Origin of the sequence: Paenibacillus sp. FSL R10-2734 (assembly GCF_037963865.1) — a bacterium.
In the GTDB taxonomy this organism is placed as follows: Bacteria; Bacillota; Bacilli; order Paenibacillales; family Paenibacillaceae; genus Paenibacillus_AQ.
The window spans coordinates 215,333-231,292 of sequence record NZ_CP150170.1 but is presented as its reverse complement, the minus strand read 5'-3'; the positions used below and the strand labels follow the sequence as shown (position 1 = coordinate 231,292).

12 protein-coding genes are annotated in these 15,960 nt (G+C 42.4%); all 12 read left to right on the top strand.

Annotated elements, in window-relative coordinates; all coding sequences use genetic code 11:
* Positions 1-28: 28 nt before the first annotated feature.
* The 12 genes from NSS67_RS00975 to NSS67_RS00920 all read left to right on the top strand — a co-directional run bounded on the left by NSS67_RS00975 (position 29) and on the right by NSS67_RS00920 (position 15,959).
* Positions 29-439, top strand: a complete 411-nt coding sequence (locus NSS67_RS00975; RefSeq protein ID WP_339317925.1) for a 2,3-dihydroxybenzoate--AMP ligase — start codon at positions 29-31, stop codon at positions 437-439.
* Entirely contained in the window at positions 440-1,027 is a 588-nt protein-coding gene (locus tag NSS67_RS00970; RefSeq protein WP_339317924.1) for a hypothetical protein, read from the top strand.
* Positions 1,024-1,680 carry a hypothetical protein gene (locus tag NSS67_RS00965; protein ID WP_339317923.1) on the top strand — a complete coding sequence of 219 codons (657 nt, stop codon included), beginning with the start codon at positions 1,024-1,026 and terminating at the stop codon, positions 1,678-1,680. The genes NSS67_RS00970 and NSS67_RS00965 overlap by 4 nt, the downstream gene beginning before the upstream one ends.
* Before the next feature lie 11 nt (positions 1,681-1,691).
* Complete coding sequence (locus NSS67_RS00960) at positions 1,692-3,305, top strand: hypothetical protein (protein ID WP_339317922.1); 1,614 nt, start codon at positions 1,692-1,694, stop codon at positions 3,303-3,305.
* 12 nt (positions 3,306-3,317) lie between these two features.
* On the top strand, positions 3,318-5,318 hold the full coding sequence (locus NSS67_RS00955) for a right-handed parallel beta-helix repeat-containing protein (RefSeq protein WP_339317921.1): 2,001 nt from the start codon (positions 3,318-3,320) through the stop codon (positions 5,316-5,318).
* 119 nt (positions 5,319-5,437) lie between these two features.
* The gene (locus NSS67_RS00950) at positions 5,438-6,661 is read left to right on the top strand and encodes a hypothetical protein (protein ID WP_339317920.1); all 1,224 of its coding nucleotides are present in this window, start codon (positions 5,438-5,440) and stop codon (positions 6,659-6,661) included.
* 101 nt (positions 6,662-6,762) lie between these two features.
* On the top strand, positions 6,763-8,448 hold the full coding sequence (locus NSS67_RS00945; protein ID WP_339317919.1) for a hypothetical protein: 1,686 nt from the start codon (positions 6,763-6,765) through the stop codon (positions 8,446-8,448).
* Positions 8,449-8,522: 74 nt separating this feature from the next.
* On the top strand, positions 8,523-8,861 hold the full coding sequence (locus tag NSS67_RS00940) for a glucosaminidase domain-containing protein (RefSeq protein WP_339320466.1): 339 nt from the start codon (positions 8,523-8,525) through the stop codon (positions 8,859-8,861).
* Positions 8,862-8,872: 11 nt separating this feature from the next.
* Positions 8,873-13,633, top strand: a complete 4,761-nt coding sequence (locus NSS67_RS00935) for a hypothetical protein (RefSeq protein WP_339317918.1) — start codon at positions 8,873-8,875, stop codon at positions 13,631-13,633.
* Between the two features lie 240 nt (positions 13,634-13,873).
* A complete protein-coding gene (locus NSS67_RS00930) occupies positions 13,874-15,028 on the top strand; it encodes an N-acetylmuramoyl-L-alanine amidase (RefSeq protein ID WP_339317917.1) in 1,155 nt (384 codons plus the stop codon).
* Between the two features lie 2 nt (positions 15,029-15,030).
* On the top strand, positions 15,031-15,300 hold the full coding sequence (locus NSS67_RS00925) for a holin (protein WP_339317916.1): 270 nt from the start codon (positions 15,031-15,033) through the stop codon (positions 15,298-15,300).
* On the top strand, positions 15,297-15,959 hold the full coding sequence (locus tag NSS67_RS00920) for a serine protease (protein ID WP_339317915.1): 663 nt from the start codon (positions 15,297-15,299) through the stop codon (positions 15,957-15,959). The genes NSS67_RS00925 and NSS67_RS00920 overlap by 4 nt, the downstream gene beginning before the upstream one ends.
* Position 15,960 lies beyond the last annotated feature (1 nt).

The following is a 15,960-nucleotide window of genomic DNA, read 5'->3' as shown; positions in this document are numbered from 1 at the left end:
CGGCCCTCTTTCTTTTTTAGGAGGATCTATGAACAGACATTATTCAGAAGGATATCAACGAGTTTTTCTCAACGACATAAACAATATCGAACAACGATTACAGGAATATGATCCTGATCTATACATCATGTGGAACCCTAAAGATGGAACATGGCTGGTAATGGATGGAGTTATGGAGATGGCCATCATGAAGATTCCGCAAATTGGACTTCCGACCATGGATGCTAGGGTATATACCAGAATCCGCGAGATTCATGCACCTGGATTCAGTGCACAGCAAGTAATTAAAGAAGCAGAAGAAAAGGCTGAGCGAGAAGAAGCAGCATTCATTGAATCGTTATCTCATGATTTTGCTCGTGAATCCAAGGAAGCTTTCACTAATGCGTATGACTATGGACGCGAAAGCGGCGTTACAAAATATGTGAACGGCGGTGTTTAAATGCCGACATTGGAAGAGATCCGCACAAGAGTATTCAGAGCTACCAGCGGAATGTATACGGACAGTTACCATATGGATGATCTCATAAATGATGCGCTAAACCAGTTAGTAGAAGGAGCTCGCCTTAGAGGAGTTCAAACAATCGACGTGGTTACTGGAACTAATAGCTATGCGCTACCAGATGATTTTAAGTCTCCTGGAGAACTACTATATATCGAAAGTGACAATTGCATCATCCCTTACAGCTTGGTGGATATATCATCCAACCAATACGGGTATTCGATTGAAGGTAAAGAAATCATTATCAAGCCAGTACCTCAAGAGGAACGAACGCTTACGCACTACTTTTACAAGTATGCTATTAGACTCGTTAACAACAATGATGTTCCAGAAATAGACTCTCAGTATCACGACTTATTGTCATTTTATGCAGCTGGGATGATTCTTTTGTTGCCGACATTGAATATTCAAGACAAAACGTTATCAGATCGTTATCTAAATCGTTGGCAAGATGGTAAAACGAACTTTGTGCAAGACATGCAGCGTAAAAACAAGTCTAGCAAAGGTAGGACGGTGGTGAACTGGTGATGACCGCAGGTGATTTACTCCCAACCATCAAGAAGCTATGCGCATCCTACATCGAGGAAATCGGCGCTAACGATGGTGATCAGAACGTTTACCTATTCCAGTACATGTCTCACGCACTACGTAAACTCGCAAGTATTGCGTATCAATGCAAGGACAGCGACCAACTGGAGATCACCACAGATGGTTATGTAACCTTCAAACGTGGTCTTAACATCGCTAATATGTACGCACCATTGCGCATTCTTGACCCATTAGGTCGTGACATGCAAAAACGCGTGTCATTCGCAGATTCACGTGGATGGTGGAGAGAGTCGAGCAACACAGAGATCCACATTAAAGGATATGCCTTAGCTACAAACCCACTGCCGGGAGGTACACATATCCTTCAATACATTGCCTATCCAACACCAATAACGTCCATGACTACGGTGATTGAGTTTCCAGACGCTGGATCAATGGGGTTATGCTACTACGCTGCTGCACTCATTGTGGAGTCGCTAGACGATAGCAAGGACTTAGCAGCTCACTACTATTCACTTGCAGATAGTCACCTTGAAGTGGTTGTACAGGCAAACATTGAGGGGCGTGGCACATCAAGCGGAGGTTACGTACCAAGTCTGGCGAATGCTCAACTATTCAGAAATCGAAAATAAGAGGTGGCGATATGGCCCAGCCTAAATTTAGCTTAGAAGTATTGCCATCCTTAGGGATGCGGAACGACCTTAACCCAGCCCAATTACCGCAAGGATCACAAAGAATCGCTTATGACGCAGAAATGAAGTCAAATGACACCATTGGAAAGCGTCCCGGCACGGCTCCTGTGACCGATAGTGCGCTAGGGTCTGCAATTACTAACCTACTCGTATACAAGGCTACAGCATCGAGCGTAGCGCCTGAGTTGTTCGCTGTATCGGGGAATACATTGTACAAGTATTCCGCTAACGCACTGACAGCTCAGACCATGACGAATACCTTTGTGAACTCCAATGTATTCGGTGTAGGGTACACGGACTTTGCAGACGTATCTAATCTATTGCTGACGGACGGTGGAAATCTTAAGCAATATGATGGTACGCAAGTGAAAGATGTGGTTCCAGCACCAGATCACCCATCTGAAGTATTGCCACCTAACACTTTATCAGTCATTAATGCACGCGGAATAAAATACATTTGGGTGTTTACTGGTCATGTGTTTGTGAGTGATGGAACAGATCTTATTTGGTACTCCGAACGATACCATTACGATTACTTTCCAGAACAAACTCAGAGATTCCGTTTCACGCGCGACAATGATTATGTAACTGGCTCCGGTACTTCTTTTGGCGGATTATGCCTTATCCCTATGCGCAGGGGTTGGGGAGTGATAAGTGGAGAAGTTACGGATAGTGGAACGTCTACAAATGTACCATTCAAAGCAGACCAATACTTAAACACCAGTAACGGTAACATTTCATCACGAGGGTTCGCCAAGATCACGTATCCGGAGGGTCAGCAAACTATTGCCTATCTCTCAGATGATGGCGTACATGAGATATTCGATACTGGAGTAAACAGCGTTGAAACCAACGGAACACGTCAATACAGCACGCGATTACTCATGAAAGATAAAATCGACTTCAACAAATACGGGTTCACGGATGCCGAAAAATCGGCGGCTGTGGCTTTTTTTGATTCACAAAAGAATCAGTTCATCCTCAACATCAATCGTGATACCGCACATTATGCGTTCATATATGACACTCGCAATCAAGAGTGGTATCTATGGCGCTTTCCATGGACTGTTACATCCATGACAGCGTTCGATGGCACAGTTTACAAGGGTACAACTACCGGACACGTGCACGCCTTCTCAGAGGACTTATACAGCGATTGGAATCAACGTGGTAAGACCACTGGAACGTTTGTAGACTTCGATGTAATCAGTGGATTGATAAACTTTGAATTCACCGGAGATAACTCATACCTTCATTACTATCTGACGGAAGCGCAGATGTTTAATCAAAAGTCTTCACTGGACATCTACATTGTCTATGGCGCTGGCGTTGTCACGATGGATAAGGCATTACACAATGAAATCTTTGTGTGGGACAAAACGAGCTGGTCAGAGGGTCAATGGGCGAATGTGGAATACACGGATAATACGAACAATGCTAAACGACTTGTTGTCCATAAAAAAGCAAAGTACTTTCAGAGAAGATGGCGTAACAATCGAGATGAGCCATGTATTATCTTGAAAGAAAAATTTCTAGGAACAACAAGCAATAGAAACGCAAGATAGGGAGGGAAGCACATGGCTGCTGGATATGTTCCTAACGGAGCAGTAACACCATTATATGAGAACACTACACCGGGAACTGTAGCATCACCTGTTGCAGTAGATGGCGCAGTTGTGGCAATGGTACAAACGATCAACGATAACTGGCAAGCATTCTACGATTTCATTATTGGTCCGATCATCGGCGTACCTGATGGAGCTGTTACTACTCCGAAGATCAGAGATTTGGCGATCACTACACAAAAGATCGCAGAGTTAGCTGTGGTTAACTCCAAGATTGCAGACGGAACCATTTCTACTCAGAAGCTTGCTGATGCAATCATAACAACGCTTAAATTAGCTGATGCTTCAGTTACAAATTCCAAACTTGCTGAACTTTCTGTGACAGTTTCCAAGATTGCAGATGGTACGATAAGCACACAAAAGTTAATGGATGAACTGATTACTACGGCGAAGCTTGGAAATGGCTCAGTTACGGAAGCTAAATTATCTAATGGTTCAGTTAGCACCCGAGCATTGGCAGATAGATCAGTCACAGCAGGAAAGCTTGATCCTTCACTGGTATATCCTATATCTGATGCAGGGATACAGTACAAATTTGGATTGGTTAATGAACAGTTAGAGGATATTGCGATAAATGTTAGATCATATGGAGCAGTCGGAAACGGAAGTGCTAATGATACGGTAGCAATTAATTCTGCTATCAATTATTTGGCTTCTGTTGGTGGAGGTACTCTATTATTTCCAAATGGAATATTTATGATAGACACTACAACAGATAGTAATAATTCAATCGGTGGAATTGCACTAATTGATAATATTAACGTAGTTTTGTCACCTGATACAATTATCAGAGCTATTCCAAACTCTGCCGGAAGATATAACGTAATAAGCATATGGAACAAGAAAAACATCACTATCACTGGTGGAACTATTCAAGGTGATAGGGCTGGACATACTGGAAGTACCGGAGAATGGGGATATGGTATTTCATGCAAGGGATCACAAAATGTTGTCATAAAAAACATGATATTTAATGATTGTTGGGGTGACGGTTTAATTATCGGGGGATCGTCAACTCAACCATCAAAGAATGTCTATATGGAACAGTGCATATCTAGCAATAATAGACGTCAAGGTCTAACTATCGCTTGGGTAGATGGAGTTACTGTAGTTAATTGCGATTTTTGTTATACCAGTGGAACAGCTCCACAAGCTGGTTTGGATATTGAACCGGATAATGGACACGTAGCGGATAAGGTTATAATTTCATATTGCCGTTTTTATAATAATGCTGGAAGTGGATTCCTATCGGCTGGAGTAGGTACTACAGAGGATGATTCAAGGGTAAAGGGCGTAAAATTAATAGGTAACTATTCGTATAATAACGGAATCAACGGATTTCACTTCACAAACTCATTTAATTGTACATCGGCTCAAAATACAGCATACTCAAATGCCGCAATCGGTATCCTAGCTGGTGGCGGTGGTGGACACATTTTTTCTGATAGTTACTCATATTCAAACACAACGGATGGTTTGAGATTATCCAATACAGTGAAAAAATCAGTTATAAATGGTGGTCAGATAGAGAAGAGTGGGCAATTTGGTGTTTCTCTTGTCACTTCTTCAGGTAATTCTGTGACTGGATTAAGTGTAAATAACAACGGGTATCATGGAATTTCGGTTCTATCCGCTTCTCACAGTAACGATATATCATCGAATACATGTGAAGGGAACGGAACGGCAACGGCAGATACTTATTCTAACATTAAAGTGTACTCAAATTCAGACTACAACAATGTTCAAAACAATAATGTTAGAGTTGGGGCTAATACCAATAAACCGAAGTATGGAATTGAAATAGCTGACACAACTTCTGATCGTAATTTCGTCTCGAATAATAACTGCCGACTATCCGGTAATGTAGGTGGTATATTCAACTCTGGGACAAGCACAAATTTTGGGGCTGGTAACTTTAACAACGATGGAACATTCGGAACTACGCCAAACTAATATATAAATTTACTACGTACGTTAACTATTCTTTTGGTTTACAGCGTCTTTATATTATTGATGGATTAAAATGGGGGTGTTATGATGGAAATCTAATATATATGAGGGGAACTATGGAAATGAGCACAATAGAATTAAAACGGAGCGTAACTACTCCGGTGAAGATTATCAACTATCTCTATTTTGCAATTGGATTTTTATTAATTGAACGCTTCCTTTTCAAGGGTGATGGTGATACTGCGTATTTTGTATCTTTATTAATAGTATCCGTAATACTGCTTATCGCTTATAAATGGCCCGCTAAACCATATATTATTTTTTTTGGTTTCTTGGTGCTGGTGTTCGGTAAAATTTATTACGGGTTTTCCATGGATCCTATCGTGGGATCAGATGAGATAAGATATCACGCACAAATGTTGGCCCAGATTAACGATTTTAATGGCTATCTCGATTATGTAAAGGACAAGTTGACTTTAAACTATTCTATCTATCCTTCTTTCGGAATGTTTTTTATGCCTTTCTATTATTTGTTTGGTTCAGATAATCGGATGATTATTGTAATCTTCAATACAGTCATGCTGGTCTCGCTCGCTCAATTTGCTTTTAAAGCCAATAGATCAATAATTGAAGAGTACAGCGAAATAAACTCTAAGGACAAAAATCTCTATACAGCGTTAATTGTGTTTGGAGTTCTAGCAAGTCCATCATTTATGTATTGGTCTTCAACTTTTGCGAAGGACATTACAAATATATGCATATCGTTTGCAGCGCTTTATCTTTTGATCAAGAAGAAGTATTTTTGGTTTATCGTCGTAATGTTTGTAGCAACGATATTTAGACCATACACTATCGTGTTTACATTGGGATATTACTTTATCTACAAACGTTCAATGAAGATGATGGTACTGTCTGTGATCGGAGCAATAGCTTTAGTCTTTTATAAAACGGGAATAACTGGATTAATTAATACCGTTTTCTCAGCTGCGTATTTAGTAGTTGCTCCTTTTCCGTTTAACTATGATAATTGGGTAAACTATAGGCTTTCTTCACTAGAATCATTATTATCCATCATATTGACCGTGGTAGCCATTTTGTTATTCTTGTCGAGGAAAGAAACAAGGAAATTTCTAATGCTTTGTGCCCTATGTTTATATCTATATGCATGTGTAGTAACTGCTGTAGGACATGTTGCACTAGGAAATGCGGGAATGAATTATGGGCTTGGTATGGTAGGAGACAATATGACTAGAAAAAAATTGCCTATAATTGTACTGTTATATATGGTATTTTCTTATTGTTTAACTTACATGGAAGGAAACAGAAAAGCCAAGTCCAAAGCATGAATCGAAAGCAATATTGTTAAATAATTGGAATATACACTGTAACACCAATAAAACCTCCGGTAACCATCCGGGGGTTATTTGCATTTAGAAAGGAGCACCTCATGCCAACAGTACTTGAACAGATGCAAGCTGCAGCTAAAGCTAAACTTGCAGCAGGGCAGTCACTAGCAGCGAATCCAGTGAGTAACGCGCCTAAAGCCGCCGTACAGAATTCTCCACAGCCAACAATAACAGCATCAAAAGCACCAACTCCAACGGTGGCTACTCCTAGGCCAACAACAAATGCCGTTGCAGCACCAGCCAGTGCAGTGGCAGCACGCAATACCAACACCATCGGTCAACGTGTCCCAGCAACTACACCAGCAACAGCCGCATCAATAACACGTGCTCCGACTGTAGGTACGATAGTTTCACCAGCAACTAAGACAATGACTCCTACAGCAACATCTAAAACACCAGCACCAAGCGCTGGATCAGCACCTGCAACAGCAGCAGCACCAAATACCAACTATGTTGCTAAGGGTGGCCAGACGCTAAACGATATCCTCTACCTCAAAAAAGAGTATGAGTCTGGTAAAAAAGGCGCCGCAGCCTATGCCACTCCATCGTATGCAAAGCTTGATCCTACGCTCGCGGCAAAGGTTAAGGGTATGAACGCTTCACAGTTAGAAGCATATATCAACGGTCAAAACGGTCAAAGTTACTCACCAGAAGAAACGGCAGCGACTGAAACAGTTGGTAAGGATTACAATGCACTCGCACAAGCTGCATATGACCGCGAACTTGCTGCAATGTTAGCTGGTGCACAGTCGCAAGAAACGGAACTTAACCGTAGATACGCATATACAAATGGAGTTAATCAGGATAATCGCGCTGTACAGGACTATGTTTTTAACCAGAACAATGCCCCATCCGATAGAGATAGATCTACCAACTTCCGCGGAGCACAAATAGATCGAAACCGTAGCGTAGAAGATCACTACACGCAAGAGGCGTTGACGGACGCAACAGCAGCGGCATACAGCCAAGCAAATGCATTCCGTAATCAGTCAGGAAACTACATCGCAACTAAGGCTGCTGAACTTGAAAATGCGGATAAACAGTATAACCTTCAAGTAGCAGGATTGACCGGAGTATTAAACGGACAGCAAACGATGCAAGGAAAGGCTAATGATGCTTCAGTTGCAGGCCAACTACTTTCCAACACGAGCCAAGAACTTGCGAATAAGATCGCTCAAATTGACCTTTCCACATATCCGCAACAGTCAGCACTTAAGCTTCAACAACTTCAACAACAAATTGCGGCTGGAAAGATCAGCAACGACACTGCTGCATACCAGTTTACACAGTTGACGGATCCAAACAGCGCAACGAACCAAGCACAAGCGCTTGATCTTCAAATGAAACAGATTGATGCAAGCAACTACTCTCAACAGCAAAAGTTACAGCTGGAACAACTTAGAAAAACTGTAGCTGAAATTGGTAAAGTTCCATATCAATCCGATACGGATGCACGTTTAGACCAGTTGAAGGTACTGACAGCAGAGGCAGAGTTGCAGAAGCTGCAAGAAACAGCCGCTAAACCAGCAGGAAAAACATATGAAGATTACCAGTCGAACATCGAGAAGATCATTCAGCGCGACAAAAAAGGGGTAGTAAGTAATCCAAGTGAAGTAGAAGAATATATCTTAACATCTGGGCTTTCAGATTATGAACAATACAGAGCGATTAAATCCAGTGGTTTGAAATGGCCTGAAGGAGTTCCGGTACCAACGCCGGGGGAGTAATTAGCCCTACGGCAACAGCTAGTGGGGCTAAACTAAACAGTAGTCTAGGTGGTTCTCTTAAGAACACGGGTGATATATTCGCATCTCTAGGTGCAAAGTATGGAATAGACCCTGCCTTACTTGCGGCAATCGCTGTACATGAGACAGGAAACGGTACTAGCAACGCTGTTAAAACGAAAAATAATGTCGGTGGAATGATGGGGAAAAACGGTCTAATGACATTCTCCAGTATTCAGGAAGGAATTGAAAAGATGGCATCTAACCTTAAACGTAACTACATCGACAAAGGATTGACTACTATCGAAGCGATACAGAAGAAATACGCACCAAGCGGAGCTGCTAATGATCCGAACGGTCTTAATGATTACTGGGTTAACGGTGTAACCACTTATTACAAAAAGTTTTCTAAGTAAGGGGTGAAAGTATGGCTGAAACAGGCGCGGAATATTTAGCAAGAAGACGAAGAGAACTCCAAGGCGGGCAAAATAAAAATACAACTGAAACAGGCGAAGAATACCTCGCTCGAAGACGAAAAGAACTAAGCGGAGAAATAAAAACTCCTGAAGCGCAAATGTCCAGTAAGGTACTCCAGGACACTTTATCCAGCGTGTTGAAGCCTAACATTACTGTCAGCCCTACAACTACCTCTGCAACCGTTCAGCAGAAGCCACAAACTACGCAAAATACCGTTGACTTCAAAGATGATCAAGCCGCGCAGAAAGCGAAACAAGCACAGACAGTTTCACCACTACAAGGTAAACTCCCGGCTGCTGATTTGCTAACTGGAAAGCTGAATAACAGCATCCAATCCACATTAAAAGGGAAAGTCCCAGCGTCTTCCCTTTTGCAACAAACGGGCGGCGGACCTGCTAACGCTTCACAGATACCGGGAATATCGCAGTATGAGACTACAAAAAAAGAGATTGCAAATGACAACGCCCCGGCAGCAGTTAAAGCATACGCCAACGTTATGAACTATGCCACTCAAGGTAATCCGATTGGACAGGCAATCACACGGTCGTTCCAAGGTAATTCAGGCGTGACAAGTCGTGACACTACAGGGAATAAGACAGTCGATAAGGTTACGGATGTTATCAATAACCTCGTGACACCGTTTATCACGCCTACAGGGGCTCCATTGGGTCAAGGAATTATCGGCAGCACCTATGATGCTACTGGAAAGGCGCTATCTGGTAAGATCGGACAGTCCGTATTAAAAGGTGCAGGTAAAGTTATTCCTGGTTCTGATAATGTCGTACGGGTTGCGGCAACAGAAGGATTAGCAGGTGGGCTCCAAGGCGTAGGATTTGGATTGCAACAAGGGCAAGATAGCGGTAGTGAAATCATGCGTAATGCTCTATATGGAGCCGCGGCAGGTGGTGTGCTTGGTGGTGCAGGAACGGCGCTGGGTGAAGCAATCCCATCCCTTCTGAACATGTTCCGCAAAAGCGGGGTTGCTGATGAAGAAATTGCAGATATTGCACCGGAACTATTAGCATTACCAGAAGCAAATTCACGTACTGTACGAAAACAATTATCGGGAGAAATTAAAACAACGCCATCTGGTGAAACAATATACTCTCCATATAATTTAAAGTTGAATGAAGCTACGCCGGAAACCGTTTCTGCATCATTATCCAGACAATCAGCTGGTCGTGAAGCGATAAAAACGATTGACCCATTAGCAGAAACTCGTTATCAACAATCTATTATAGACGAGTATAAACGTTTGAAATCAGATCCAGATATTAAATTGACAAACAAGAAAACGTATGAACTTGCAGTAAAAAACATGGAACAAAATAAACCGAATAATCCAATCGTAGAAAGAAAACTTAAAAACAAAAACGTCAGCGCTGTAAAACCTACACCTTATCAAGAACCTGTCATTCGTAAACCTGTACAAGAATTGTCTCGTGAGCAACAGATTCAAAACAAAGTGAATGCAGGCGGATTTCTTCCACAAGAGGATATTGATTACTTACTCAGTGGACAGTATGACAAAGCAAAAGCTTTTCCAGAGGAAACGCCAAAGGTATCCACTTACGTTAAACCTAAGTCACAGGTTGTTTATAAGTCCGAACTGAAACCGAAAATAAAGACAGAAATCAAGCCGAAGACGGAATTTAAAACAAAGGCAGCCAATAAAGAAGTGTCGGAAACCACAGAAAAGAAGAAGATTAAAACTGAAGCGAAGAAGATTTCAGTGTCTACAGATATAAAACGTAATTATGAAGAAAAGACAACAGGCATACACAGTAACTACAAAACTATGAAAGATAGCGAAAACATTTCAAGCAAACTAAAAGGCAGAATCGAAAAAGTTGATCAGACATACGAAATTCAGAAAAACGTTGATACAGTTGCCAAAGCTAACGAAAACATCAAAAACTTATCTAAAGCAGAAAATGATTTCCTCATGAATCAATCTGGCGGCGCTGAACATATCTCTACAGGCTACAGAGTCATGCAGGAACTAGACAAAGTTGGAGAGCATGCACGCGCCTTGTCTATTGCCGATAAGCTAGCTAAAGACCTCACAAAAGCAGGACAGACCGCACAGGCAGCCTCGTTGATCTCACGTCTCAGCCCTGAAGGACAGCTATTAAATCTTATCCGTGTGGCAGAAAAGAACGGCAAGGTGGTTGATGTTGCGGATAGCGCGAAATTCAAAGAACTAGCCACTAAAGTTCAGGAGAACACGGGTGCAGGAGTTAAAGAGAACGCTATAAATGACATCCTTAATCGCTTAGAAAAAGGTGAATCCGTTACTGCTAATGATATTAAAGCGCTTGGTGACTACATCAAGAATGCTGAACAAAAGATTCAACCGAAGGCAAAAGAAGTGAAAAATAAACTACCTAAAGAATTGAATGATACGCGTAAACGTGACAAAGTTGTGTCATTTTTAGAGTCGCAGGAAGAGGCTGCGCAAGCGCGTATCAACAAGCGCAAGGGGAGATTGAATAGCTTACCTGTAGAGGAATGGATCGACTACTCTATATTGATCGCGGCAAAGGTTGGTAAGGGTATTATCAAGGCTGAGACATACGTAGAAGACCTTGTAAAGCTGTTTGGCGAAGATATAAAACCTATTGCTAGAGAAGTGTTTGAAAAGGCTCAGGATCTCGTGGGTAGCGTTACTAAAGGATCTATTGAAGGTGACTTTATCAAGGCTGACAATGCATTTAAACGAATAACTGGTAAGGCTAGTATGAATCAACAAGAACGAATCGTTGAAAAATACGTGATTGCGAATCCAAAAGTAACGCCGAATGACATTGATTCGTTGCGAAAACTAGCCAAGAGCCTGACCGAGCTGCAAGGTACAGACAAGATTAAAGCAGATATGTCCATGCAAAAAATCCTCAACAGCTACGAAAAATCATCTGTAATGGATAAAGTAAACGCCTTGCGGTATATTGCCATGCTTTACAACTCAGGTACACAAGCAATTAACGCCATATCCGGACCGATTATGGCAACTACAGGACGCACAGCTGACGTATTTGGGGCTATGATTGATGCTACATTAAGCAAAGCTATGAAACATCCGCGAACCACTACGTTATATGGTGGTAATCCAGTTAAGTTCATGGCTGATTACTTCAAAGGTCTGAAGATAGGTGCTAAGGCAGGATGGGAAGGCGTTAATCCAGCAGGAATACAAGGAGCTAATGAGATTCGCGGACTTACCTATAAGAGCCTTTACAACCCACTGAGCCTGTTAGAGCGTTCGCTTGGTTCTGTAGCTAAAGGCGCTGACTATGCTGCTTATTCAGCCATTTATAAGGGTGAACTGGAGAAGCAAGGATTCCTTGATGCTTTGGAAAATGGTATTAAACGAAGCGATAAAGAAGGAATAAAAAAGCATATTCGTAAATTTATCAATGATCCATCAGAGGCAGCAATAGAGCAAGCTGACCGGATCGCCAAGAACGCTACATTCCAACGTAGTGACACTACAGGTGGTAAAATTGCCAACTTTTTAAATACAGCTCCACCTCTGGTTAAACCTGCTGTTAATGCGGTATTCCCATTTGTTCGTACACCAGTTAATATCGCTTCTACAGCGTTCACGATGTCCCCAGGCGGTATTATAAAAGGACTTATGCAATTGTCTGGTAAGTCTGCTGTGGGTCAGCGTGAAGCAATACGTACGTTATCACTCGGGTTGACTGGAACTGGGTTGTCCGCAGTCGGTTACTACCTTAATCAGCTTGGTATCATCACTGGAGCCAATGACAGCGGAGACAAGAACGCCGACAACATCCGTGAGCAAGCAGGTAAAGGTAAATATCGTTTTAATACGTCAGCTCTACAACGGTATGTCAGTGCACTTCTAAACGGCGAAGGATCCGAAGCCGCAGAAAAGGCCGCTAAATATCAAAAAGGAGACAAAGCTTTTGACTACAATAAACTCCAACCGGTTGCATTCCCATTAGCTATCGGTGCAGAATTTAGTGATTTGAAAGGTCGAAAATTAGATCAGCGTATATCTGGAACGGCTGTAGGTGCGGGAGGTTCACTATTCGGAATGTCTACACTCAAAGGTGTGCAGGATGTATTCCAACCTTCATACGGCGGCACTCAAGGCGAGAAGGCTGCAGGAGTTGGAACACGATTGGCAGAATCGTTTTTTAAATCTTTCTCACCATCAATGTTGGCACAGGAAGCACGTAGACAAGATCCGATTGCACGCAAGACACCGTATAATAATGGACTCGTTGCAGACGTGAAAGGTTACTTCCAGTCACGCACTCCGGGTCTTTCGAAGGACTTGCCAGCCAACAAGACAACATTAGGTCAGAATAAAATGAACGCTCCTGGTATTAAGGGTCAATACCTAAACCCGTATAAATCAGAAGTGGCCAACTATACTTCAGCAGCTGCATTTATCGTTGATCTCATGGAACGTACTGGTGACAACTCTATTGCACCTAAAGCGCCAGAGAAAAAGGTGAGAGGTAAGGACGAAAATGACGTTTCTGTGACAATTGAAATACCTCTTAAGCGTTATGAGAAGCTTCAAGAGGACATCGGAAACGAAATAATCAATCGTGTAATGGAGATTGAATCCGGAACTGATGAGGAATATATCTCACAACTCGAAGAAATTTATAAAGATGTCCGCAAAGAATACATGGATGAAGTCAAAGAAGAATTAGGATTGCAGGTGAACTAATGATTGAATTTGACGAAATAGAATTAAAACAATCAGCAGTATCGGATGAATTACTATATCTGATACTGCTTTTTCATGGGCCCGAAGTGAAGGATCTCTTTTTATACGGCGGTGAAACTATTGTGGAGTGTACTCGAGACGCTGTATGAAATTGCTTATTACTTACTAAAGAACATGGAGTCTCTCAAATGGGAGGCTCTTTTGTTTTACCTATTTTACCTATTTGGGAAACGTTCAGGAATGAAGATGTTTAAAAAGTTCCTGACCGCACACTTCCCATATCTAGCAGATGAAAACGAGGACTGGCGAAGATGGGCGACGAACCAAATCGAATTGTTAGGTGGGCGAAAATGGCAGCCGACGAAATTGTATGGTCGTACGAAACAATTAAAGAGACTGGATCGGAAGAACTCAACTACATTATCGAACTTATCACAGGAGGTCACAGACCAGGGAGGGCGATACCAGATGAACGAACAAAAGATACTAATAGCAACTGATGATGGCCATGGAATGGAAACCGCAGGTAAACGTACACCGCTATTTCCGGACGGTACTTATATGAAGGAAAATGAATTTAACCGTGCAGTTATAGATAAGCTTAACATCCATTTGAAGAGAAATAACTTTGATGTTCTGCATGTGTCTGCTGGAGATGCAGACATACCACTAAAAACGCGTACAGATTTGGCTAACAACACGATACCTAATGGATTCGGTAAACCAGCCGATGGCATAGTGTCGGTCCATGCTAACGCTGCTGGAAACGTGTGGAACAACAAAGTGAAAGGGATCGAAATTTATTACCGTGCTGGATACAAAGAAGGAAAGAGACTCGCACAGGACGTACAGGAGTTTCTTGTAAAGGGCACTCCATTGTTCAACCGTGGGCTGAAGACCAATAACCTACACATCACTCGCGAGGCTAAGATGCCAGGGATATTAATAGAAGGCTCGTTTATGGATAACCCTGACGAAGCGAAACTCTTAATGACCGATGCATACCGATCAGAGTGTGCTGAAGAGATAGCGCGTGGTTGGTGTCAATTCTTCGGTAGGGCGTACATTGATCCGACCAAACCCGTTGTGCTTCCGTCCGGAATGTATCCAGTAGAAATCGTCATAGGCAATACCTATTTGTTGGGTCTTCTGATCGAAGGACGCAGCTGGATCCCTGCACGAGAATCATTTAACACTCTGGGCATCAACACGTGTCTGTTTGATAAAAAGTCTATCGTGATCAACGGTGGTGTACTCGAGACTAAGATCATAAACGAGACCAGTTACATCAAGTCTGTTGACCTTCATAGTCTTGGACTAGTCAAGAGTGTGTTCCTAGATCCAGATGCTGTTAACACCAAACGTGTACTCATTTATCCAAAGGAGGCTGTTTAACAATGAATGACATGCTAAATCAAGTTATGCTGTTCGCTTCTGTGCTGGCCGCTATTGTGTTGGCATTCCTGCAGCTGGTTAAGGCTACCGTCAGCATCCCGAAGAATTTCATCCCTATCATCGGCCTTGTGATCGGGCTACTGGTTGGATACTTCGGATATATCTTCACCGACCTCGAAACCGTGCCGCGGCTTTGGGCTGGTGCATTTGCTGGGTTAGCGTCAACGGGCATTTTCGAACTAGTGAAGAACAATCCAGGACACACAAAATGAAAAAAATACTTCTATTGTTACTCGCCACTCTATTCCTCTCATCCCCATCTTACGCCTACAATTACAACGAACCACACAGCGAAGTGTTACAATCTCAACTTGAAACGGCACGCAGTAAGACATTGCATGTGGTAGGAGTAACAGAAACGAGATTCGAAGGAACTACGTTAACGTTTGGATCCGGAGCACTGCTGGACGGAGGCTATATCCTTACGAACGAACACGTCATTGCAGGCAGCGACAGCATTGTAGTGGACACTTTTGATAAGCAAAAGTTTGATGCTGAGCTGATCGCATCAGATCACACTAAAGATTTAGCGCTACTAAAAATAAATACTGACACTAAGGGATTTGTCCTCGCGGATGAATCCCTTTTGTATGCTGGCATGCCTATTATGAGCATCGGAAACCCACACGGATTAGCTATGTGGTCATATAGTGAGGGTACGTTACTTAATCCAATCCAGCGTTGCAAATGGGATACAGGGGAATCTTACAATCTCATGGGCGATAATCAGGTGTTGAGCGGTAACAGCGGAGGGCCATTATTAAATAATAAAGGTGAGCTTATCGGAATTGTTCGTGGTGCTGCATTTGATCGGTCATTTTCGATTACGTTGAAGGATATCAAAGAGTTCATGACTAAGAGCCTTCCTTAAC